The organism is Rhodococcus koreensis (genome assembly GCF_900105905.1).
Taxonomy (GTDB): Bacteria; Actinomycetota; Actinomycetes; order Mycobacteriales; family Mycobacteriaceae; genus Rhodococcus_F; species Rhodococcus_F koreensis.
Genome location: NZ_FNSV01000005.1, coordinates 1,031,908 through 1,053,370 on the forward strand (window position 1 = coordinate 1,031,908; position 21,463 = coordinate 1,053,370).

Genomic DNA, 21,463 nt, shown 5'->3' on the forward strand with positions numbered 1-21,463 from the left:
CCCGTCAGTGATCCCGCTAACGTTCGCCGCCGTATCCGATCCCCCGGCGACCTCCGGCCCGGTCTTCGTTGCTGGATGGAAAGTGAAAAATGCTGTCCGACCAGCGCACGGTGGTGAGTTCTGTTGGTTCGATGGTGAGTTGCCCAATCTAAAATTCGAGAAAATACGGCGTTCCGTCACGGTCCGACTATGGAATCGGGTCGCATGGCGGCGGAAAACTCGGCAGCCGTGACAGGCTGGCGGCGTGACAGCTACTTCCCGTCCGCCGATCTGGGACGTCGCGATCGTCGGCCTCGGCCCCGCCGGCCGCGCCCTCGCCCACCGGGCCACCGCCCTCGGTTCGGCAGTCGTGTCGGTCGATCCCCTCCCCCGCAGGTCGTGGACCGCGACGTACGCCGCCTGGGAAGACGAACTCCCCGACTGGCTCCCGCGGGATGCCGTCGCGACGAGAACCGACCGCCCGGCAGCGTGGACAATGCGCCGCCACACCATCGATCGCACCTACTGTGTTTTGAATACACTTATGCTGCAATCAATACTCGGTGACAATTGCGGAACTGTTATCGCAGGTAGAGCGATGGACATCTCCCCCACCTCTGTCCGACTGGACGACGGTTCGACGCTGAACGCTCACGCCGTCGTCGATGCCCGGGGTACGGGCGACAGCCCCGACCTCGCCCAGCAGACGGCGTACGGCGTCGTAGTGGACCCCGGCACGGCCGCGCACGCACTGGGCGGCGAGGCCGCGGTGTTCATGGATTGGCGCCGCGACAACGGCACGTCATCCATGGACGCGCCGTCCTTCCTCTACGGGGTCCCGCTCACCCGGGACCGGTTCCTGCTCGAGGAGACCTGCCTCGTCGGCCGGCCCCCACTCCCGATCTCCGAACTCGCCACCAGACTCCACGACCGGCTCCGGGCGCGCGGCATCACCGTGCCGTCCCATTCGGACGTCGAGCGCGTGAGGTTCGCCGTGGAGCCACCACCCGAGGCCGGTCGTTCCCACAGCTCGGACCAGGTGCGCTTCGGAGCCCGCGCCGGGCTGATGCACCCCGGCACCGGCTACAGCGTCGCCGCGTCACTTCTGTACGCAGATGCCCTGGCCCGGGACCTTCGTGACGGCTCGAACGCGCGACTGTGGCCGTGGAAGGCTCGCGCCGTCGCGTCACTGCGATCGATCGGTTTGCGCGTCCTTTTGGATCTGGGGCCCGAGCACGTCCCCGAATTCTTCGGGCATTTCTTCGATCTGCCGCCGCAACTGCAGGCCGCATATCTGTCCGAACGGTCGAATCCGCGTGGAACACTGTCGGCAATGGGCCGGATGTTTCTCGCATCCTCCGGCGATATCCGTGGTGTGATTCTCCGTTCCACGCTTCGCCGGGAAGTTCGATGAACTGTCGCGCGAACGCGAAAAGGAGACCATCATGGAACGCATGCGGTCGATATGGAAGGGCTCGATAGCGTTCGGACTCGTGAACGTGCCGGTCAAGGTCTATTCGGCAACCGAAGATCACGACATCAGATTTCACCAGGTCCATGCCAAGGACGGCGGCCGGATCAAATACAACCGCGTGTGCTCCGAATGCGGCAACGTCGTCCAATACGCCGATATCGACAAGGCCTACGACTCCGATGACGGCGTCCGAGTGGTGTTGACCGACGACGATTTCGGCAAGTTACCCGCCGCCGAGAAACACGAGATTCCCGTTCTGCAGTTCGTGCCGACCGAACAGATCGACCCCATTCTGTTCGAGAAGAGTTACTTCCTCGAACCGGATTCCAGCTCTCCGAAGGCCTATGTCCTACTCGCCACGGCCCTCGAGAACAGCGACCGCACCGCTCTCGTCCACTTCACGCTCCGCCAGCGCACCCGACTGGCCGCGATGCGCTCGCGAGACGGAGTGCTGGTGATCCAGACTCTGCTGTGGCCGGACGAGGTACGCGCGGCCGAGTTCTCCTCACTCGACGACGTGGACAAGCCGAAGGCGAAGGAACTCGCGATGGCCGAGACCCTCGTCGACAGCATGGCCGACGACTTCGACCCCACCGAATTCACCGACGACTACCAGGTGCAGTTGCGTGAACTGCTCGACGAGATGATCGAATCGGGCGGCAAGAAGGTCATTCCCGTCGCCGAGGTCGAGAAGAGCGGCGAGGACGCCGAAGTGGTGGATCTCGTCGCCGCACTGCAGCGCAGCGTCGATGCCGCGGGGAAGAAGGCCGCACCCGCCAAGAAGACGCCGGCGAAGAAGGCCCCGGCCAAGACCGCGGCGAAGAAGGCCACAGCGAGGTCGTCCACCTCGGAACGCAAACGCGCCTGAATCGACGACAGGGCGCGGCCGGACGGACCCGGAACTCCTCAGATCCGGCGGATCACCGATACCACCTTGCCCAGGACGACTGCGTCGTCGCCGTCAATCGCGGTGTAGGCCGGATTACGGGGCTCGAGGGAGACATGGCCACCGCCTCCGAAAGGTGCACACCTCGCTCACGGCGGCACCCCGATGTTTCCGCACCGCACCCGCCACCCTCGCCCGCGACTTCGGCGCCGCGCTGCCGCGGGCGCTGCGCGGTCTGATCTCGCGCACACCGTTGCGGGCGCTGACCATGCCCACGCCACCGGTGAACCTGATCATCTCCCACGCCGCCGGCCCTGCTCAGCCGCTCGATACCGTGGGCATCGAGGTGACCGGGAACTTTCCCGTCTCCGCCGTCAGCGACGTGGCCGGCGGCATCACCGTCGCCGCCATGTCTACGGCCGGCACCTCGACGTCGGCATCATCGCCTGCCGAAACCTCGTCCCCGATGTGTGGGACGTGACCGAGCAGCTGCACCAGGCCCTCTCCGAACTGACCGCGTGCACCCGCAACGTCGAAAACCTGCGCCCCGGCCGTCCCCCGGTATCGAGGTAACCGCTCTCGTCATCGGCGCCACCATACCGACCCGAACATGTAGAAAGTCACAGCTCTACCCGGACACGATCTCGCGTGGAGGCCGCCCTGTAGAGCGGATCCTCCACCACGACACGTCACCATATGTGTTACTGGGAACCGTTGCCAGCCGGGGAATCCGGCTGCCCCTCATCAGGTGTCGGCGATGGGCGTGATCACGTACGGCGCGCCGACGCCGACTGCTACCGGTAACAGTATGAATCGGACGAGGCATCGCCGCCCTGGAGGCGAACCTGGTGCACCCGCAGACCCCGGAAGTCCTCGTCATGAGGGAAGAAGGCCTCGTCGATGGTCATTCCGCCGCGAGGATCGGCGTGCATCTCGGCCATCCAGGCACCAACCCCGTCCGGGTAGAACTGGTCGTCCCAGGCGCCGTAAAGGGAGTTGGTGACGTAGACCCGCCGACCATCACGGCTGATCTCGACCATCTGTGGGCCACCGGACAGCGACCGGTTCGGTGCCGCCGGATGAGCGCTGTGGCCCACGATCCCTCCGAGCCGGACGGACCCGGTCTCTATGGGGCTGGCTGGGTCGTGCACGTCGAACTGTTTGAGTTCCCCGATACCCCAGCACGAGACGTAGAGGAATTTGTCGTCGACCGACAGGTCGATATCGGTCACCAGCGGTGGCACCGCACCGAACGGTTTCAGCGCAGGCGGCAACAGGTCGGGATCGGCCGGCTCGGCCGGGATAGTGATCACCTTGTCCACCGCCCAGCTGTCCCTGTCGCGGTGCCAACGCCACACCGAGGCCGACAGATCCTCGGTCGAGATCACCACGCCGAGGAATCCCCACGTGGCCTCCGGGTCGTGCGACGGGCGCAGCTCGAGCGGCATCTGGTGCTGCGCGCCGAGGTCCACTCGTTGCTGGTGCTTGCCGGTGCCGAGGTCCCAGAAATGGATCGCGTGGCCGTACTTGTTCTCCAGCAACAGCTCCGGTACCAGCCCGTCCTCGATCATCGACGGCGTGCCCCACTCGCTGCTGATCAGTGTGTTCTGGTTGAGATGCCACCAGGCGTCGTACGCGAGATATTGAGGCCCCCGGTCGCTCTCCCATTGCCGGAGCACGACGAATGTGGAGTGATCGAGCAGTGCGATCCCGCCCGGTCCGTCCGATTCGTCGGCACCGCCGAGGCAGGTCATGAACACGCCGTCCGGCCCGCAGTGCAACGTGTGTGGTCGGGAGTAACCGGCCTTGGCTGCGAGCTCGGCGCTGTCCACGATCTTGGCCAGCGTGGGCTGACGTGGATCGGGCTGAGTATCGAACACATACAGGTTGGACGAGCGCAGACCCGGCACGATCAGGTACCGGCGAGCCAACCCCTCCATGTGGTGACCCTCGTGTTTCAGCGCGCTGCTACAGGCGTTCCAGCCGAAGTGGTGCAACTCGTTGCCCCGATGGGGTACCTCGGTCCAGCCCACCACCCGGCCGTATGTGCCCGAGCCGGGATCCACGTCGATCACGCTCAGCGCATCGGGCTTCTCCGCTGCGCGATCGAACGCGACCACGTAGGCCAGTTGCTCCGGTGCGGCGGCGGCCGCCTCGGCTGCGCTGCGATAGAAGGTCGGGTCCATAGTTGGCTGACTCATCTCAGCCTCCTTCGTATCGATACGACGAGACCCGCTCATACCTCCTGCTACAAGTACCGCAACCCGCGCCCACGGGGTCGCAGCGATGAGAAAGGACGCACGGGCTCTCGGTGTACACCAAACCCGTCTGCGCGCACAAACACCCGCCCGTCTACCGCGTATCGGGACATGGATACCCACTAAGGATAGGAGAAGCGGACGACGGGCGGAACCGGCTCGACCCGGCAACTCCAGCTCTTGCGGGAATCCCGCATAGATATGCAGTCATACACGGTCCGGTTTTGAAATCCCAGCATACTGGGATGTGCTCAGCCGGCGCAGTCCAGGTAGATCATCTGCCCACCGGCCGTGCCCGCGAGGCGGCTGCGGTGATGGACGAGAAAACAACTGGTGCAGGTGAATTCGTCTGCCTCCTCGGGAATCTCCCGTACCGGGAATACCTCGCCGAACAAGTCGGCCCCGGGCAGCTCGAAGGACTCCGCGGTGTCCGTCTCCTCGACGTCGACGACGGCCGACTGCGATTCGTTCCTTCGGGCCTCGAGCTGGTCGAGCGAGCGCTCGGATGGCTCGTCGTCGGTGTTGGTAACTCTGGGTGGTCGTAGTCGGTCGGCCGACCCGGGCGTCACACCCGCGAGTGCAGGTCTGCGGCGAGCTGTGTCACGGTCCCCGAGGCGCAGCTGCGGTTGTCGCCGACGCCGCCGGAGGCGCCTCGTTTCGCCCAGCCGACGACATACAGTCCGTCGAGCGGTTCGCCCGTCTCGAGAGCGATCACTCGTCCTCGGCGGTTGGGCACCAGCCCCCGCCCGTCGACGGGGATGCCGTCGATCTGCTTCGTCGTGAATCCGGTCGCGCATATCGCGGAGTCCGCGAGGAAGGTCCGACCGGTCGTCGTGGTGACGGCGACGCCGCCGGCCGCTGTCTTCCCGAGATCGGTCACCTCCTGTCCGAAGGACAACACCACGCGCAGCAGGCCCGCGGCGGTGGCGGTCGGGCCGTCTGCCGCCCAGATATCGGCAGCCGGCAGGGCGGCAAGGTCACGGAGCAACGGGGTGTCCGCAGCGGCGACCGGCCGGCGGCCGGAGCGGTCGATCAGCACCTCGGCATTCTCGAGGTCCAGAAGTTCGTAGAACGCCGACGGCGTGAAGGAGGCGCGATCCGGGGCCGATCGCGACAACACGACCACCTCCGTCACCGCTTCTGCCGCGGCACCTCGGTCGCGTGCCTTGGCCATCCATCGGACGACATCGAAGGCGACGTTTCCCGCCCCGATCACGATGGATCTCGGTCCCAGCGGCCCGCGCGGGCGAAAGCCGGACACCCCACAGTTCTCGGCCACCAGAATGTCGATGGCCTCATAGACACCCTCGCCGCGATCCGCAGTCGTAGGTCCGAGTCTGCGCGGTTGTGAAGCGCCACACGCGAGCACTACGGCGTCGAATCTGGTCCGGAGATCGTCGACCGAGACATCCACACCGACTTCTGTGTTGTGGATGATCGTGACGCGATCGTCGTTGAAGGGCACGTCGAAGAGCCGGATCATGTCGCGAACGCCGATGTGGTCCCGGGAGACACCCCGGCGCAGTAGGCCCCCGATCTCGCCGTGCTGTTCGAAGACGGTGATGCGTACCGAGGTCGATCGCCGGAGGAGTTCGCGAACGGTGTACATCGCCGCCGGCCCGGATCCAACGACGGCGATCCTCAGCCTGTCACTCGGCCTGCCCAGCGGTTGCTCGAAGCGGATCCGTCGCGACAGGGGCCGGGACTCGGGAGCCTGCTCGAAGAACTCTGCGTTGCGGGCCGCGTCGCGTCGTTCGGTGAGGGTCAACGTCCACTCGGGTTTGATGGCAGACGCCGGGCAGGCCTCGACGCAGGCAGTGCAATCGATACACGAGCGCGGGTCGATGAACAACGTCTCGGCCGACTCGAAACCCGCTTCACCCGGGGCGGGATGAATGCAGTTCTGCGGGCACACTCGCACGCACGAGGCATCCTTACAGCAATGCCCCAGGACAACGTGGGTCACAACGACTCCTGCTTGCTCAGAGAAGATTCGATTTTCGGTAGATCCATCGCGCGCCGAAATTCAGCAGCCCTTCTCTGCTCAGGAATTCGATAAACGGTTCTGCGGCCCTGCGGAACATTATCCGGTGGTGTTCGTTTGCGTCGATTTCCGCGCCCACGACCTTCCAATCCAGGCCGAGATCCTCGTACATTCGACGATTGATCAGGCTCTTCGCGATGAGATGCGTTCCCATCGCGATGACCAAGGTGCTGATAAACCGCCGGACGCGCGAAATCGTGATCAACCGAGTCCGGATTTTCTGACGCGCGTACGCCATGTGCCGGGCTTCCTCGATAACATGGATATAGCAAGCCCTGCGGATGGGCGCGGCAACGTCTTCGCTCGCCATCCAGTCGCGTTGCATGACGTCGAAGATCTCTTCTCCGGCCAGCACGATTCCGTACGCCACCTCGTCCCACGCGATGGTCCGAAACAGCCATCCGAAAAAATCCAGTGAGCGGTCGCGCCTATAGAAATGCGATCCGATGCTGTCGATGACGTTGACGAACATCAACGAGTGCAGATTCTCGTCGGCGCATTCATTGAACAGAAACTTGACGTCCGAGCGGGCGGGGTCCGCGCTGTGGCTCGCCCGCAGCAATGCCACCTGCAATCCCACCTCCAGCCAGATTCCGACGCCCAGGAACTGCGCAACCTCGCTTCTGGTGAGGCGGACGCGCTCCGGCTCGGTCATGGAGTCCCACGTAGCGGTGCCGAACAGAGGCGACCACTCAGGTGTCATCCCGTGAAATTCGACGCCACCTGAATCGGGTTCGCAAACTAGGGGGTCCCGCGGATCGAATGAGAGGCGCTTGGCCGATTCCAAGAGAGTCTCGAATATCGCATCGCTTCCGGATGTCGTCATCCTTTCTTTACTCCTATATTCCGTTCCAATCGAATCTCGAATCGATTAGAGCTAATGTGATTATCTCGGGCGCAAAAACTCACCTTGCGCTCTGTCTCAACTGTGTTCCGCCCGGCATTCGAGTCGGTTACAACAGCCATCGCAGCGTACCCCGCCACCGACTCGACGATCAGGTTGCGGCATCCACTGAATTGATCTCGAATGTTTCGGCGTTTTTCATGAGAATTCAAGTAACACGCAGTTGTTCTGGGAAACCATGGCGCTGACGCTCTTGAACGAGTCGACGCCGACCACCGCGCTCGCCGCAATCGCAATCGTGCTCGACTCCCAGATCATGTCATCGGCACATGGAGCCTGCGCCTGGAATTCGGAGCGATCGCCGCCCTCGGTGCAGCACTGGTCCGCAAGAGATCCGCGCTGCTCGCGTTCGCCACCCCAACCGGCCGATACCGACGCATCAGACCCGGAGTCGCCCGTGCTCACCGCCCCGGCGGTGCACCGGGACCGAGGTCGGCACCGGGTCGCACTGGGCATGGACGATCCGCGTCGGCAGCTCGTCCGTGAATCGCGCTCCGGTTAGAGGGTCGACGACGGCGTCGGGGCGCGGGGTTCGGAAGAACACGAACGATTTACCGCCCACCTGGGAGATGGGGTTGCCGCGAGGCCCGTATTCGACCTTGGCGTGAGGCATTCTCAGGGCGAGTTCGTGGACATCTTCGACCCGCGCGTGCCGCGGTTTCGCCGCCATCACAGCAGTGATGGTGTCATGTCCCGCTCCGAGTAGGCCACGGCATCGATCGTCATACCGTTCGGGCACCGAGAAAAGGGGCTCGGCGAGATGGTTCTCGCCGAGCCCCTCCGTCAACGGTGGTGGGTCGTCAGACCGTGAAACCGAGGGCGCGCAACTGCTCGCGGCCGTCCTCGGTGATCTTGTCGGGGCCCCACGGCGGGAGCCACACCCAGTTGATCTTCAATTCGTTGCACAGCCCGCTGCGCACGAGTGCACCGCGAGACTGGTCCTCTATGACGTCGGTCAGCGGGCACGCCGCCGACGTGAGGGTCATGTCGAGGGTCACGACGTCCTCGTCCTCGGTGATCCCGTACACCAGGCCGAGATCGACGACGTTGATGCCGAGTTCGGGATCGACGACGTCACGCATCGCCTCCTCGAGCTCCTCGAGGCGTTTCGGGTCGGTGATCGCACCCGATGCGGCGGGCGCGGATTCGCCGCCCTGGTCCGCCGGCGCCTGCTCCGGTGCGGCTGCGGCGTCCGCCTGCGGCGTCTGCGTCTCGCTCATGATGCCTGTCCTCCGATTCGAGCTGGTTCGCCGTCTGCTGTCGGAACGGCCGAATCCTGTTCGTCCACGACGCGGTCGTCCACTATCTGAACAACCGCGTCCTTGAATGCCATCCATCCCAGCAACGCGCACTTCACGCGGGCCGGGTACTTCGAGACGCCGACGAAGGCGATGCCGTCCCCGAGGACGTCCTCGTCACCCTCGACGGTACCGCGGCTGCTGACCATTTCGTTGAACGCGGCAACGGTCTGCAGCGCCTGCTCGACGGGCATCCCCACCACCTGATCGGTGAGCACCGACGTCGACGCCTGGCTGATGGAGCAGCCCTGGCCGTCGTACGACACATCCACCACCGTGCCGTCGTCGGCGAGTTGCACGCGCAACGTCACCTCGTCGCCGCACGTCGGGTTGACGTGATGGACTTCGGCGCCGAACGGTTCACGAAGGCCGCGGCCGTGGGGATGCTTGTAGTGGTCCAGGATCACTTCCTGGTACATCTGTTCCATTCTCATGCAGGAACCTCCCCGAAGAACTCCTGGGCACGCCGCACCGCCGCCGCAAGAGCGGCGACCTCGTCGACCGTGTTGTACAGCGCAAACGACGCCCTCGCCGTGGCCGCGACACCGAAATGCCGGTGCAGGGGCCAGGCACAGTGATGGCCGACGCGGATGGCGACGCCCTCGTCGTCGAGGATCTGGCCGAGATCATGCGCGTGGATCCCGTCGACCACGAACGACACTGCCCCACCACGGTTCTCGGCGGTCGTGGGTCCGATGATGTGCACGCCGTCAATGGCGCCGAGCGCTGCCAGTGCCGCCTCGACCAGGGTGTGCTCGTGCGCGGCGACTGCGTCCATCCCGATCTCGTCGAGATACCGGACCGCGGCGCCGAGACCGACCACCTGCGAAGTCATCGGAACGCCGGCCTCGAACCGCTGCGGCGGCGGCGCGTAGGTGGTGCGTTCCATCGTGACGGTCTCGATCATCGAGCCGCCGGTGATGAACGGCGGCATCGCGTTCAGCAGTTCGCGGCGCCCGTACAGGACACCCACGCCGGACGGGCCGAGCATCTTGTGCCCGGAGAACGCCGCGTAGTCGACTCCGAGCTCGTGGAAGTCCACCGCCATGTGCGGGACGGACTGGCAGGCGTCGAGCACCACCAGTGCGCCGACCGCGCGGGCGCGGCGGACCAGTTCCTCGACCGGTGCCACCGCCCCCGTCACGTTGGACTGGTGGGTGAACGACACGACCTTGACGGCATCGGTCAGCTCGAGCGAGTCGAGATCGATGCGGCCGTCGTCGGTGACGCCGTACCAGCGCAACGTGGCACCGGTGCTGCGCGCAAGCTCCTGCCACGGCACCAGATTGGCGTGATGCTCGAGCTCGGTGATGACGATCTCGTCGCCGGGACCGAGGTGCCGTTCGAAGCGATCGTCGCCGAGGACGTGGGTGACGAGGTTGAGGGACTCCGTCGCGTTCTTGGTGAACACGAGTTCGTCGCTGTCGGCGCCGACGAACTCGGCGATCGCCGCACGCGCGTTCTCGTACGCGTCCGTGGCCTCTTCGGCGAGCTGGTGAGCGCCTCGGTGCACGGCGGCGTTACAGGTGGTGAGAAACTCCCTCTCGGCGTCGAGCACCTGATTCGGGCGCTGCGATGTGGCACCCGAATCGAGGTACACCAGCGGTTTTCCGTCGCGGACCGTACGCGCCAGGATCGGGAAGTCCTCCCGGATCCGGGTGACGTCGAATACGCGCACCGAGGTGGTCATCTGCGTTTATGCTCCTTGCGTTGCTGCAGCCTGGGTGAAGCGCTCGTAGCCGTTCGCCTCGAGCTCGTCGGCCAGTTCCGGCCCGCCCGACTCGACGACGCGACCGCCGACGAACACGTGGACGTACTCCGGCTTGATGTACCGGAGGATGCGCGTGTAGTGCGTGATCAGCAGGATTCCGCCGTGCTCGCGCTCCTTGTAGCGGTTCACACCCTCGGAGACGACGCGCAGGGCGTCGACGTCGAGTCCGGAGTCGGTCTCGTCGAGGATCGCGATCTTCGGCTTCAGCAGGCCGAGCTGCAGGATCTCGTGGCGCTTCTTCTCACCGCCGGAGAAACCTTCGTTGACACTGCGCTCGCCGAACGAGGGGTCGATGTCGAGTTCGGTCAGCGCCTCCTTGACCTCCTTCACCCAGTGGCGGAGCTTCGGGGCCTCGCCACGGACGGCGGTGGCCGCGGTGCGCAGGAAGTTCGACATCGAGACGCCGGGAACCTCGACGGGGTACTGCATCGCGAGGAACAGTCCCGCGCGGGCCCGCTCGTCGACGCTCATCTCGAGGACGTCCTCACCGTTGAGGGTGATGGACCCCGAGGTGATCTGGTACTTGGGGTGACCCGCGATGGCGTACGACAGCGTCGACTTGCCGGAACCGTTGGGCCCCATGATCGCGTGCGTCTCGCCGGACCGAACCGTCAGGTTCACACCCTTGAGGATGTTGATCGGTTCGGCGTTCTCGTCGGTGTTCGCGACGTCGACGTGCAGGTCCTTGATTTCCAGGACCGAGGTTTCGGGGGTGGAAGCGTCAGGGGTAGACATTGTGATCCTTCGAAGAAATGGGAAGTAATGGTCCGGCGGCGCGGCTCAGACGCCGACTGCGGCGAGTTCCGCCTCGACAGCAGCCTCGAGACGCTCGCGGATCTCGGCGACGGCGATCTTGTTGATGATCTCGTGGAAGAACCCGCGCACGACGAGTCGCCGTGCCGCGTCCTCGGGGATTCCGCGGGCGCGCAGGTAGAACAACTGCTCGTCGTCGAATCGACCCGTGGCGCTGGCGTGGCCGGCACCCACGATCTCGCCGGTCTCGATCTCCAGGTTCGGGACCGAGTCAGCGCGGGCACCGTCCGTGAGGACGAGGTTGCGGTTCAGCTCGAACGTGTCGGTGCCTTCGGCCGCCGCACGGATCAGCACGTCGCCGACCCACACGGTGTGGGCGTCGGGCTTCCCCGACTCCGGATCACCCTGCAGGGCGCCCTTGTAGACCACGTTGGACTTGCAGTGCGGCTGCGAGTGATCCACCAGCAGTCGCTGCTCGAAGTGCTGTCCCGCGTCGGCGAAGTACAGACCGAGCAGTTCGGCGTCGCCGCCGGGACCGTCGTATTTGACGGTCGCGGACAGGCGGACGAGGTCGCCGCCGAGGCTCACGGCGTTGTGCCGCAGGACCGCGTCCCGGCCGAGGCGCGCGTGATGCGACGCCACGTGCACGGTGTCGTCCGCCCAGTCCTGGACGGCGACGACGGTGAGGTGGGCGCTGTCGCCGAGCACGAATTCGACATTCTCGGCGAACGTGCCGCTGCCGCGCTGGTCGATGACGACGGTCGCCTTCGCGAACGCGTCGAGCCGGATCTGCAGGTGCCCGAAGGCGACCTTGCCCTCGCCCGGGCCCGTGATCGTGATGTTGATCGTCGCCGCGACCTCGACCTCGCGGCCAACGGTCACGACGGTCGCCGTCTCGAAACCCGAGTACGCCTGTGCGGCCACACGGTCGGCGGGAACGCCGGCCTTGCCCAGCCGGTCGTCGTCACGTCCGACGGTCTCGACCTTCACGGAGTCCGGGCCTGCGACGTCGACGGTGGCCGTGCCACTCGCCACCGCCGATCCGTCGTGCAGTCCGCGCAGACGGCGCAGCGGGGTGAACCGCCAGACCTCGTCACGACCACCGGGGATCTCGAACGCGTTGACGTCGAACGACGTGAAGACCTCGCCCTTGTTGGCGATCGGCGAGCCGGTGGACGTCCGCGCTATCCGCGGATTCTCGCCCGCGACGGCTCCCGTGACTCCGAGATTCTGGACACCAGTTTCTGGCGTGGTCACTAACCCACCGCCCCTTCCATCTGCAGTTCGATCAGGCGGTTCAGTTCCAGGGCGTACTCCATCGGGAGTTCCTTGGCGATCGGCTCGACGAAGCCGCGCACGACCGTGGCCATGGCCTCGTCCTCGGTGAGCCCGCGGCTCATCAGGTAGAACAGCTGGTCGTCGCTCACCTTCGACACGGTGGCCTCGTGACCCATGGTCACGTCGTCCTCCCGGATGTCGACGTAGGGGTAGGTGTCCGAGCGGCTGATCTGATCGACCAGCAGCGCGTCACACTTGACCGTCGACTTGGAGCCGTGGGCGCCCTTGTTGACCTGGACGAGTCCGCGGTAGGACGCGCGTCCACCGCCGCGGGCCACCGACTTGCTGATGATGGTCGACGACGTGTGCGGCGCGAGGTGCAGCATCTTCGCACCGGTGTCCTGGTGCTGGCCCTCACCGGCGAATGCCACGGAGAGAACCTCGCCGCGGGCGTGCTCACCCATCATCCAGACGGCCGGGTACTTCATGGTGACCTTGGAACCGATGTTGCCGTCGATCCACTCCATGGATCCGCCGGCCTCCACCTTGGTCCGCTTGGTGACCAGGTTGTAGACGTTGTTCGACCAGTTCTGGATGGTCGTGTAGCGGCAGTGGCCGCCCTTCTTCACGATGATCTCGACCACCGCGGAGTGCAGCGAGTCGGACTTGTAGATCGGTGCCGTGCAGCCCTCGACGTAGTGCACCGAGGCGCCCTCGTCGACGATGATCAGGGTCCGCTCGAACTGGCCCATGTTCTCCGTGTTGATGCGGAAGTAGGCCTGCAGCGGGATGTCGACGTGCACGCCCGGCGGGACGTAGATGAACGAGCCACCCGACCACACCGCGGTGTTCAGCGCGGAGAACTTGTTGTCGCCGGCCGGGATGACCGTGCCGAAGTACTCCCGGAACAGTTCGGGATGCTGCTTCAGACCCGTGTCGGTGTCGAGGAAGATGACGCCCTGCGACTCGAGGTCCTCACGGATCGAGTGGTAGACGACCTCCGACTCGTACTGCGCCGCGACACCGGCGACGAGGCGCTGCTTCTCGGCCTCGGGGATGCCCAGCTTGTCGTACGTGTTCTTGATGTCCTCGGGCAGGTCTTCCCAGCTCTCGGCCTGCTTCTCACTCGAGCGCACGAAGTACTTGATGTTGTCGAAGTGGATGCCTTCGAGGTCCGATCCCCAGTTCGGCATCGGCTTCTTGTCGAAGGTCTTCAGCGCACGCAGACGGATGTCGAGCATCCAGTCCGGTTCGCTCTTCTTCGCCGAGATGTCGCGCACGACGTCTTCGGACAGACCGCGCTGCGCACTGGCACCGGCCTCGTCGGAATCGGACCAGCCGTACCCGTAATGCCCGAGTGACGCGATGGTCTCTTCCTGCGTGAGCGGCTCGGCGTTGGCCGACGCAGTGGATGTCACCTGGTCTGATGTGACGGTCATGCGAGCTCCTTCCGGAGTCTTGTTACGAGACCGGCGAGGGCTGGTCGCCGGTGGAAAACAGGTTGCTGACTAGGGGATCTATCGGGATAGCGTTGCTATTTGGGGCCGGACGGTGGGACGAGTGGAACGTGGGTGGTGCAGGCGCAGTCGCCGTTCGCGATGGTCGCGAGCCGCTGGACGTGGGTGCCGAGCAGTTGGGCGAACGCGGCCTGCTCGGCTTCGCACAGTTCCGGGAATTCCTCGGCGACGTGCGAGACCGGGCAGTGGTGCTGGCAGATCTGCACGCCGTTGCCGACCGGGCGGGTCGAGGCCGCGAATCCGGCGGTGGTGAACGCGTCGGCGATGGCGTCGGCGGTGGTTTCGAGGCCCTCGGCGCTCTGATCCGCGGCCGGGGTGACGTCGCCGACGATCGCCTGCACTCGGCGGCGAGCGAATTCGGTGATCGCGGCGTCTCCCCCGACCTCCCGCAGTTGGCGCATGGCCGCGCCCGCGAGGTCGTCGTACGCGTGACCGAGTCTGCCGCGGCCTTTGGCAGTGATCTGGAAGTATTTGGCGGGCCGTCCCCGTCCGCGGTGACGCACGGCGACGGAGGACGCCTCGCGCGCCTCGCCGGATTCGAGGAGTGCGTCGAGATGGCGACGGACGCCTGCGGCGCTCAGGCCCAGGCGGGTTCCGATTTCCGACGCGGTGATGGGTCCCTCCTCGAGGAGGAGCTTCACGACGGCCGCGCGGGTGTGCCCTTCGTGGCCCACGGCGACGGGTGACGCGGTTGCGACAGGCGCCGCCGAAGGAGGCGCGTGAACTGCGCTTTCCTTCGCTGCACGTGGTGTCGTATCCGTTTTCACAACACCAGTGTGACGGAATTCCGATCGCAGGTCTACTAAGGGTGCCCTGCCTTACACCTGTGATTATGTGCCGCCCGGGCGCGGGAATACTGGCCGAACCGGCCGTGTTCGGCGCACCGCTACGCTGCCTGTGTGCCGCAGACCCCCGAGAACCCGGAGCCGACCCGCGCGGAGCCGACCTTGACGGCTCGCGCCGCTCTTCGACATCCGGCCGAGCTCGTCCGGCGGGCGCTGGGCATCGACGGACCCTCCCCCCGCTCGTCGGTGGCGGCCGCGCTGCACGGCGACGAACCGGAGACCGCAGGCCTGAACGGGCAGGAGACCGCGCAGCTCCGCGGCATCCGCCGGTTCGGCGCGACCGGCGCCGTCCTGATGGCCGTCGGCGCACTGGGCGCCGGCGCCCAACCGGTACTGCAGAACCCCGTCCAAGGGCTGCGCATCATCGGACTTCCCGCCCGGATCCCCAGCGTCGCGCTGACCCTCGCCATGACCGGCACGGTGATGATCGTGCTTGCGTGGCTGCTGCTCGGACGGTTCGCGATCGGCAGTCTGCAGTCGGGGGCCGTGCGCCGCCTCAACCGGTCCCAGCTCGACCGCACCCTGTTGCTGTGGATCATTCCGCTGTCCGTCGCGCCGCCGATGTTCAGCAAGGACGTGTACTCGTACCTCGCGCAGAGCGAGATCGCAGCCCGCGGGCTCGACCCCTACGCCATCGGTCCCGCGGGCGCTCTCGGCGTCGATCACGTCCTGACCCGCACCGTGCCGACGATCTGGCGGGACACACCGGCGCCGTACGGCCCACTGTTCCTCTGGATGGGTCGCGGGATCAGCTGGCTGACCGGCGAGAACATCGTCGCGGGAATCTTCCTGCACCGGCTGCTCGCGCTCGCCGGTGTGGCCATGATCGTGTGGGCGCTCCCCCGCCTGGCGCGCCGCTGCGGCGTCGCCGAGGTCAGCGCCCTCTGGCTGGGCGCCGCCAACCCCCTGCTGCTGTTCCACCTGGTCGCCGGGATCCACAACGAGGCGCTGATGCTCGGCCTCATGCTGGCCGGGATCGAACTGGCGCTGCGGGCCGTCGAACGGGCGGATCCGATCCGCGGGCAGTCCCTTCTCCTGCTGCTGTCGGGGGCGGCGCTCATCGCCCTGTCGTCGACGATCAAGATCCCCTCCCTGCTCGCGCTGGGATTCGTCGGGATGGCGCTGGCCAGGCGATGGGGCGGAACCCCGAAAGCGGTGCTCACCGCGGCCGCACTGCTCGGCGGGGTGGCCCTGGTGGTCACCCTCGTCATCAGCACGTCCAGCGGGCTCGGCATCGGCTGGGTGCACACGCTCGGCACGGCGAACGCGGTCCGCAGCTGGATGTCGATTCCCACGCTCCTCGGGCTGGGCACCGGACTGGCCGGGGTTCTGCTGGGCCTCGGCGATCACACGACGGCGGTGCTGAGCCTGACCCGGCCGATCGCCGCCGTCGCTGCGGCGTTCATCACACTCCGGATGCTCGTCGCCACCCTCGTCGGCCGCATCCACGCGGTCGGCGCGCTCGGACTGTCCCTCGGCGCGGTCGTCCTGCTGTTCCCCGTGGTGCAGCCCTGGTATCTGCTGTGGGCGGTCCTGCCGCTCGCCGCCTGGGCCACCGCACCCGCGTTCCGGGTCCCCGCGATCGTCTTCTCGTCCATCGTCAGCGTCATCCTGATGCCGAACGGCGGCGAGTACCAGCCCTTCGTCATCGTCCAGGCCGCCATCGCCACCATCTTCACGGCGGGAACGCTGATCGTGATCACCCGCAACCGCCTGCCGTGGCGGGTCGGTCCGGGGCAGCAACAGGCCGTGCCGGAACCGCAGGATCCGCCCCGGGACGACGCCGGCGCGGAAAGCCGGGGCACCGGCCGGGTCACACCCGGCCAGGGCTTACGCTGATTCCCCGTGACCTCGCGAACGCCCGGATCGGCGCAACCTGCTGTACGCCTGGAAGGCGTGGTGAAGACCTTCGACGGTGTGAGGGCCGTCGACGGGCTCGATCTCACCGTCGAACCGGCACAGGTCGTGGCGTTGCTCGGTCCCAACGGCGCGGGTAAGACCACCACCGTCGAAATGTGTGAGGGTTTCGTCCGCCCCGACAGCGGCACCGTGCGCGTCCTCGGACTCGACCCCATCGCCGATGCCGGCGCCGTCCGGGCCCGGATCGGTGTGATGCTGCAGGGCGGTGGCGCGTACCCCGGTTCCCGCGCCGGCGAGATGCTCGACCTGGTCGCCGCCTACTCCGCCGACCCCCTCGACCCCGACTGGTTGCTGCGCAGCCTCGGCCTCGAGGAGGCGCGTCGCACCCCGTACCGCCGGCTGTCCGGCGGGCAGCAGCAACGCCTGTCCCTGGCCTGCGCGCTGGTCGGCCGCCCCGAACTGGTCTTCCTCGACGAACCCACCGCCGGGCTCGACGCCCAGGCCCGCCTGCTGGTGTGGGAACTGATCGACGCGCTGCGCCGCGACGGCGTCAGCGTGCTGCTGACGACGCATCTGATGGACGAGGCCGAGGAACTCGCGGACCGGCTCGTCATCATCGATCACGGGTCGATCGTCGCTGCCGGAACGCCCGCCGAGGTCACCAGCCGCGGCGCCGAAGGCCAGTTGCGGCTCACCGCGCCCGCCGGTCTCGACACCGGACCGCTCGCACGGACCCTCCCCGACGGCTTCCGGGTGGCCGAGTCCGGACCGGGGACCTACCTCGTCGAGGGGCCGATCGACCCCAAGGTGGTGGCCTCCGTCGCGTCGTGGTGCGCCGATCTGGACGCCCTGATCAGCGACATCCGCGTCGACCAGCGCAGCCTCGAGGACGTCTTCCTCGAACTCACCGGCCGGGAACTGAGGGGATGACGATGAGCACCAGTGACCGTCTGACGGAGAATCGTTTCGCCCCCGGCACGTTCACCCCCGATCCCCGCCCGAGCGGCGCGGCGGTCATGCTGCGGGCGCAGACCGCGCTCGAGCTGAAACTGCTCCTGCGTAACGGCGAACAGCTGCTCCTGACGATGTTCATCCCGATCACGCTGCTGATCGGGCTGTGCCTGCTGCCCATCGGCGACCTCGGAACGTCGCGCGTCGACAAGGTGGTGCCCGCCGTGATGATGGTGGCCGTGATGTCCACCGCGTTCACCGGGCAGGCGATCGCGGTCGGGTTCGACCGCCGGTACGGTGCCCTCAAACGGCTCGGCGCGACTCCCCTGCCCAAGTGGGGAATCATCGCCGGGAAGAGCGCCGCGGTGGTCATCGTCGTCGCCCTGCAATCCGTCCTCCTCGGCGTGATCGGGCTGGCTCTCGGCTGGCGTCCGAGTGCGTGGGGACTCGTCCTCGGCGCCGTGATCATCGCGCTGGGCACCGTGACGTTCGCGGCGATGGGCCTGCTGCTCGGCGGCACCCTCCGCGCCGACATCGTCCTCGCCCTCGCCAACATCCTGTGGTTCGTGATGGTCGGTGTCGGCAGTGTGGTGTTCGCCACCGGCGACCTCCCGTGGCTTCTCCACACCGGGGCCCGGCTGATTCCGTCCGGAGCGCTCGCGCACGCGCTGGACGCCGCACTGTCGGGTTCGGTGGACGTGCTCAGCGTCGTGGTCCTCGCCGTCTGGGGCGCGGCCGCGGGGGCCCTGGCCGCAAGGACGTTCCGATTCACGTGATCCGTCGACTCACGGCCCGCCGCGCGGGCACCGTTCTCGCTGTTCTGCTCGCCGTTCTCTGGGGTGGCGCGCTGCCCGCGGGCGCCGCACCGCAGTGGGGTCCGCCTGCGGCGCCGAATCCGTTCCTCGGACCCGCGGGCACGTCCACGATGCACGGCGACGCGGGGTCCACCGACGTGACGCCGCTGCCCGGTCCCGGCACCGGCCCGGTCACGCTGTCCGCGTACCCGCTCGTGTCCGCGTGCCCGACCCTCCTGCAGGGTTCCGACCGGCTCGTCGTCGCCCTGTGCACGTCCGTGGCCGGCCAGGTTCCCACCGTGCACCTGATCGACCCCGCGGCCCCGGCGGCGCCGTTCGGCGGCTCGCTCGCCACGTTCGCGCTGGCGAAGGGCAGCCTGCTCGGTGGCGTGTACGCGTTCCTCGACAACGACAACCGCCTGGTCGTCGTCGACGGCAACCGTCAGCTACTGCGCCTCGGACATTCGAAGGACCCCGCAGGCCAGTGGCGGATCACCGTCGACTCGCACGTCGATCTGTCCGGCAGTGTTCCCCAGGGCGACAACGTGACCGGGCTGACTCCGGACTGGCAGGGCAACGTCTGGTTCGCGACGGGCGGCGGTGTCGTCGGAGCCGTGGATCGCGGCGGTGTCGCGCACACCCTGCCGCCGGCCGCGGGCGAGCAGGTGCAGAACAGCATCTCCACCTCGCCGGCAGGCGCCGCGGTCGCGACCACGCACGCCCTGTACCAGTTCGCGCTCCGCGACGGCGAGGTCCGTCTGGATTGGCGCCGCGAGTACGACCGCGGACCGGACCGTAAGCCGGGGCAGCTGAGCCACGGCACGGGCTCCACCCCCACCTACTTCGGACCGTCCACCGGCAGCGATTTCGTCGCGATCGTCGACAACGCCGACCCGCAGGTGAATCTCCGGGTCTTCCGCGCCGATTCCGGCGACGAGATCTGCACCCTCCCGGTGCTCGGCAACCCGGGCGGCAGCGAGAACTCGCCGATCGGCATCGGCAACTCGGTGTACGTCGCCGGGACGTACGGCTACCCGTATCCCACCGTCCCGGACGGGGCGGGACCGGCCGTTCCGACGAACGCGCCCTTCACCGGCGGCATGACGCGGGTGGACATCGACCCGATCGGCTGCCACCAGGTGTGGAGCAACGACGTCCGCAGCGCCGCGGTCCCGCACCTGTCGACCGGCGACGGCCTGCTGTACACCGTGATCCGCCAGGGGTTCGACGTCACGACACCCCTGGACGGTTTCGCGTTCGCGGTGATCGACCCGTCCGACGGCTCCGTCGAGCACACCAGCCCACTCCCCGGCACCGCCGTCAACGACACCCTGCAGATGTCCGGACTCGTCACCGATACCGGCGACTTCTGGCAGGGCACGGTGACCGGCATCCTGCGCATTCGCGGCGAGTAGCACGAAGTCGGCTGCGCCGCCACCGGCCCAACGACACGCTGTAGTTGACCGCCCTCTACCATCGATGCCGTGCTGTATCGCGGGTTTCTGAGCCTGGTAGACCGTCTCCCCCTTCCGTCGCTGACCGTGCAGCGTGTCATCGCGTTCGCGGTGATCCTCACGCAGGGCGGCATCGCCGTCACCGGGGCCGTCGTCCGGGTGACGGCCTCCGGCCTCGGCTGCCCCACGTGGCCGCAGTGCTTCCCCGGCAGCTTCGTGCCGGTCGGGCACGGCGAGGTCGCCGTCGTCCACCAGGCGGTCGAATTCGGCAACCGGCTGCTGACGTTCGTCGTCGTCGTGGCCGCGGCCCTGATCGTCCTCGCGGTCACCCGCGCGCGCCGCCGCAAAGAGGTCCTCGTCTACGCGTGGATGATGCCTCTCGGCACCGTCGTGCAGGCCGTCATCGGCGGTGTCACGGTGCTCACCGGACTGCTGTGGTGGACGGTCGCGGTGCACCTGCTCGCATCCATGGCGATGGTGTGGCTGGCGACCGTGATGTACGCGAAGATCTGCGAACCGGACGACGCCCCGGCGATCGACGTGATCCCGGCACCGCTGCGCTGGCTCACCGCGCTGTCGGCGGTCGCGCTGGCCGGGGTCCTCGCCGCCGGAACGCTGGTCACGGGTGCGGGACCGCACGCGGGAGACAAGAGTCTCGACCGCGTGGTTCCCCGCCTCGAGGTGGAAATCGTCACGCTCGTGCACCTGCATGCGCAACTGCTCGTGGGTTATCTGGCGTTGCTGGTCGGCCTGTGCTTCGGTCTGTACGCCGTCGGCGCCGGCCGCGCGGTGAAGGTCCGGGTGCAGGTTCTGCTCGCGCTGGTGGTGGCGCAGGCGCTGATCGGGCTGGTCCAGTTCTTCACGGACGTTCCCGCCGCCCTGGTGGCGTTCCACGTCGCGGGGGCCGGGCTGTGCACCGCGGCCACCGCGGCGGTGTGGGCCGCGGGACGCACCCGCGAGTACGTCACGCAGCCCGACACCGCGAGCGTCTAGCGCTCGTTGCGGGCCTTCGGGAACCGGGTCTGCCGCGCGACCCAGCCGGCCATCTTCTGGATGTGACCCTTGCGGGGCGTGACGATGCTGGTGATCGCGCGGTCCCACTCCGAGACGGTGACGGCGTCGAGCGAGGCGACGACGGCGTTCGCGGTGGCGAGATCCTCGACGACCTGGTCACCGAGGATGCCGTCGGCTCCGACGAGGGTGATCCGGACGCCGGCGAGCCCGATGGGCTGGATGACGGCGCTGGCCGAACCGCCGTGCTCGGCGACGAACTTCTTGATCGCGTCGACCGTGTGGGACGGCAGCGAAGGCGCCGGGCTCGAGGGGGCCTGTTCCGCATGGGTGTCGGTACTCATGGTCCGAGAATACTGGGCGGTAGTCGTGCCGTGTCCGCCAGG

Annotated in this window: 20 protein-coding genes and 3 pseudogenes; 8 read left to right on the forward strand and 15 right to left on the reverse strand. The window is 67.1% G+C overall.

Annotated features, from left to right (window positions below; translation table 11 throughout):
- Positions 1-244 precede the first annotated feature (244 nt).
- Together BLV94_RS09440 and ku are read left to right on the forward strand one after the other, a co-directional pair.
- A complete protein-coding gene (locus tag BLV94_RS09440) occupies positions 245-1,393 on the forward strand; it encodes a lycopene cyclase family protein (protein WP_072942065.1) in 1,149 nt (382 codons plus the stop codon).
- Between the two features lie 40 nt (positions 1,394-1,433).
- Positions 1,434-2,321, forward strand: coding sequence for a non-homologous end joining protein Ku (gene ku, locus BLV94_RS09445; protein WP_443096525.1), 888 nt, complete (start codon positions 1,434-1,436; stop codon positions 2,319-2,321).
- A 38-nt stretch (positions 2,322-2,359) separates the two neighbouring features.
- Here ku and BLV94_RS50820 read toward each other — a convergent pair.
- Positions 2,360-2,461, reverse strand: a pseudogene (locus BLV94_RS50820) (transcriptional repressor LexA); the annotation flags it as partial.
- Positions 2,462-2,475: 14 nt separating this feature from the next.
- Between BLV94_RS50820 and BLV94_RS09450 the strand changes: the two are divergent.
- Complete coding sequence (locus tag BLV94_RS09450) at positions 2,476-2,820, forward strand: WS/DGAT domain-containing protein (RefSeq protein ID WP_074933718.1); 345 nt, start codon at positions 2,476-2,478, stop codon at positions 2,818-2,820.
- 313 nt (positions 2,821-3,133) lie between these two features.
- On the opposite strand, the gene BLV94_RS09455 is transcribed toward BLV94_RS09450, so the two are convergent.
- The 13 genes and pseudogenes from BLV94_RS09455 to BLV94_RS09510 all read right to left on the reverse strand — a co-directional run bounded on the left by BLV94_RS09455 (position 3,134) and on the right by BLV94_RS09510 (position 14,929).
- Positions 3,134-4,540 (reverse strand): selenium-binding protein SBP56-related protein, encoded by a 1,407-nt coding sequence (locus BLV94_RS09455; RefSeq protein WP_072942068.1) that lies wholly within the window; start codon positions 4,538-4,540, stop codon positions 3,134-3,136.
- A 308-nt stretch (positions 4,541-4,848) separates the two neighbouring features.
- Positions 4,849-5,147, reverse strand: a pseudogene (locus BLV94_RS09460) (DUF4193 domain-containing protein); the annotation flags it as partial.
- A 15-nt stretch (positions 5,148-5,162) separates the two neighbouring features.
- A complete protein-coding gene (locus BLV94_RS09465) occupies positions 5,163-6,563 on the reverse strand; it encodes an FAD-dependent oxidoreductase (RefSeq protein WP_072942071.1) in 1,401 nt (466 codons plus the stop codon).
- 16 nt (positions 6,564-6,579) lie between these two features.
- Positions 6,580-7,467 (reverse strand): AurF N-oxygenase family protein, encoded by an 888-nt coding sequence (locus tag BLV94_RS09470; RefSeq protein ID WP_072942073.1) that lies wholly within the window; start codon positions 7,465-7,467, stop codon positions 6,580-6,582.
- 216 nt (positions 7,468-7,683) lie between these two features.
- Positions 7,684-7,950, reverse strand: a complete 267-nt coding sequence (locus BLV94_RS49520) for a hypothetical protein (protein ID WP_167372157.1) — start codon at positions 7,948-7,950, stop codon at positions 7,684-7,686.
- 73 nt (positions 7,951-8,023) lie between these two features.
- Positions 8,024-8,215: pseudogene (locus BLV94_RS09475) on the reverse strand (hypothetical protein); the annotation flags it as partial.
- Between the two features lie 130 nt (positions 8,216-8,345).
- A complete protein-coding gene (locus BLV94_RS09480) occupies positions 8,346-8,765 on the reverse strand; it encodes a metal-sulfur cluster assembly factor (protein ID WP_072942075.1) in 420 nt (139 codons plus the stop codon).
- Positions 8,762-9,277 carry a Fe-S cluster assembly sulfur transfer protein SufU gene (gene sufU / locus BLV94_RS09485; protein ID WP_072942076.1) on the reverse strand — a complete coding sequence of 172 codons (516 nt, stop codon included), beginning with the start codon at positions 9,275-9,277 and terminating at the stop codon, positions 8,762-8,764. The genes BLV94_RS09480 and sufU overlap by 4 nt, the downstream gene beginning before the upstream one ends.
- The gene (locus tag BLV94_RS09490; protein WP_072942078.1) at positions 9,274-10,533 is read right to left on the reverse strand and encodes a cysteine desulfurase; all 1,260 of its coding nucleotides are present in this window, start codon (positions 10,531-10,533) and stop codon (positions 9,274-9,276) included. The genes sufU and BLV94_RS09490 overlap by 4 nt, the downstream gene beginning before the upstream one ends.
- A gap of 6 nt (positions 10,534-10,539) precedes the next feature.
- Positions 10,540-11,349, reverse strand: coding sequence for a Fe-S cluster assembly ATPase SufC (gene sufC, locus BLV94_RS09495; protein WP_072942079.1), 810 nt, complete (start codon positions 11,347-11,349; stop codon positions 10,540-10,542).
- Between the two features lie 45 nt (positions 11,350-11,394).
- Positions 11,395-12,624, reverse strand: a complete 1,230-nt coding sequence (gene sufD / locus BLV94_RS09500; protein ID WP_072942081.1) for a Fe-S cluster assembly protein SufD — start codon at positions 12,622-12,624, stop codon at positions 11,395-11,397.
- On the reverse strand, positions 12,624-14,084 hold the full coding sequence (sufB, locus tag BLV94_RS09505; RefSeq protein WP_072942082.1) for a Fe-S cluster assembly protein SufB: 1,461 nt from the start codon (positions 14,082-14,084) through the stop codon (positions 12,624-12,626). The genes sufD and sufB overlap by 1 nt, the downstream gene beginning before the upstream one ends.
- A gap of 95 nt (positions 14,085-14,179) precedes the next feature.
- Complete coding sequence (locus BLV94_RS09510) at positions 14,180-14,929, reverse strand: helix-turn-helix transcriptional regulator (protein ID WP_275957901.1); 750 nt, start codon at positions 14,927-14,929, stop codon at positions 14,180-14,182.
- A gap of 132 nt (positions 14,930-15,061) precedes the next feature.
- Between BLV94_RS09510 and mptB the strand changes: the two genes are divergently transcribed.
- The 5 genes from mptB (at position 15,062) to BLV94_RS09535 (ending at position 21,059) form a co-directional block, all read left to right on the forward strand.
- Positions 15,062-16,846 (forward strand): polyprenol phosphomannose-dependent alpha 1,6 mannosyltransferase MptB, encoded by a 1,785-nt coding sequence (gene mptB, locus BLV94_RS09515; RefSeq protein ID WP_072942085.1) that lies wholly within the window; start codon positions 15,062-15,064, stop codon positions 16,844-16,846.
- Positions 16,847-16,852: 6 nt separating this feature from the next.
- Positions 16,853-17,797 (forward strand): ABC transporter ATP-binding protein, encoded by a 945-nt coding sequence (locus BLV94_RS09520; protein WP_072942087.1) that lies wholly within the window; start codon positions 16,853-16,855, stop codon positions 17,795-17,797.
- On the forward strand, positions 17,794-18,594 hold the full coding sequence (locus BLV94_RS09525; RefSeq protein WP_072942088.1) for an ABC transporter permease: 801 nt from the start codon (positions 17,794-17,796) through the stop codon (positions 18,592-18,594). Before BLV94_RS09520 ends, BLV94_RS09525 begins: the two co-directional genes overlap by 4 nt.
- Complete coding sequence (locus BLV94_RS09530) at positions 18,591-20,027, forward strand: hypothetical protein (protein WP_072942090.1); 1,437 nt, start codon at positions 18,591-18,593, stop codon at positions 20,025-20,027. The genes BLV94_RS09525 and BLV94_RS09530 overlap by 4 nt, the downstream gene beginning before the upstream one ends.
- Positions 20,028-20,096: 69 nt before the next feature.
- Positions 20,097-21,059, forward strand: a complete 963-nt coding sequence (locus tag BLV94_RS09535) for a COX15/CtaA family protein (protein ID WP_072942092.1) — start codon at positions 20,097-20,099, stop codon at positions 21,057-21,059.
- Here BLV94_RS09535 and BLV94_RS09540 read toward each other — a convergent pair.
- Positions 21,056-21,421, reverse strand: coding sequence for a hypothetical protein (locus BLV94_RS09540; protein ID WP_072942093.1), 366 nt, complete (start codon positions 21,419-21,421; stop codon positions 21,056-21,058). The genes BLV94_RS09535 and BLV94_RS09540 overlap by 4 nt on opposite strands.
- Positions 21,422-21,463: the final 42 nt, after the last annotated feature.

Coding starts and splice junctions, on each gene's coding strand:
- ku (WP_443096525.1), top strand. CDS start 1,434: ATGCGGTCGATATGGAAGGGCTCGATAGCGTTCGGACTCGTGAACGTG.
- BLV94_RS09455 (WP_072942068.1), bottom strand. CDS start 4,540: ATGAGTCAGCCAACTATGGACCCGACCTTCTATCGCAGCGCAGCCGAG.
- BLV94_RS09470 (WP_072942073.1), bottom strand. CDS start 7,467: ATGACGACATCCGGAAGCGATGCGATATTCGAGACTCTCTTGGAATCG.
- BLV94_RS09480 (WP_072942075.1), bottom strand. CDS start 8,765: ATGAGCGAGACGCAGACGCCGCAGGCGGACGCCGCAGCCGCACCGGAG.
- sufU (WP_072942076.1), bottom strand. CDS start 9,277: ATGAGAATGGAACAGATGTACCAGGAAGTGATCCTGGACCACTACAAG.
- BLV94_RS09490 (WP_072942078.1), bottom strand. CDS start 10,533: ATGACCACCTCGGTGCGCGTATTCGACGTCACCCGGATCCGGGAGGAC.
- sufC (WP_072942079.1), bottom strand. CDS start 11,349: ATGTCTACCCCTGACGCTTCCACCCCCGAAACCTCGGTCCTGGAAATC.
- sufB (WP_072942082.1), bottom strand. CDS start 14,084: ATGACCGTCACATCAGACCAGGTGACATCCACTGCGTCGGCCAACGCC.
- BLV94_RS09525 (WP_072942088.1), top strand. CDS start 17,794: ATGACGATGAGCACCAGTGACCGTCTGACGGAGAATCGTTTCGCCCCC.
- BLV94_RS09540 (WP_072942093.1), bottom strand. CDS start 21,421: ATGAGTACCGACACCCATGCGGAACAGGCCCCCTCGAGCCCGGCGCCT.